This is a genomic window from Stenotrophomonas sp. STEN225, assembly GCF_056756445.1.
In genome coordinates, this window is the sequence record NZ_JBRRBV010000043.1 from 1 (window position 1) to 519 (window position 519).

General features: G+C 64.5%; 1 pseudogene. It reads left to right on the forward strand.

Going from position 1 to position 519, the window contains the following annotated elements:
* Positions 1–330: 330 nt before the first annotated feature.
* A pseudogene (locus tag ACVOJ1_RS18965) lies at positions 331–519 on the forward strand (RHS repeat-associated core domain-containing protein); the annotation flags it as partial.

Below are 519 nucleotides of genomic sequence, written 5' to 3' on the forward strand. Positions count from 1 at the left end.
ATGCGTAGGTCGCAGGTTCGACTCCTGTTTCCGGCACCATGTTTGATGAAAAGCCCCGGCCCTGGTCGGGGCTTTTTTGTGTCTGGTGGCGCCGGGCCATGCCCGGCGGAATACGAGTTCCCCAGCAGTGCCAGCCCCATGGCGGGCAGCCCGCAGCTTCCGAGCCTCGCGACCCGCTGGCCCCTCCGGCTTCCCAGGCGCTTAGCTCCTCGCACAGTTCCTGACGTGGCAACCGCAGCCGGTCATTCCTGTGCTATGAATACCCAGCCTTGCTTCAAGGCTCTTTCAGGGATTGGAAGGATGCGCAGGTTCGGGGGAACTGCGGGCGGTGTGTCGACCCGCTTCAGGGGGTTTGAAGATCGAATTCGGAAGCTGGGGGCATTGGGCGCCTGGCTGTGCTGCGTGCTGCTGCTCGGCCTTGGCGTGTCGCCAGCCGCAATTGCCCAGACGACGGTGACGTACATCCACACGGACGCGCTGGGCTCGGTCGTGGCCGAGAGCGATGCCAACGGCAACGTG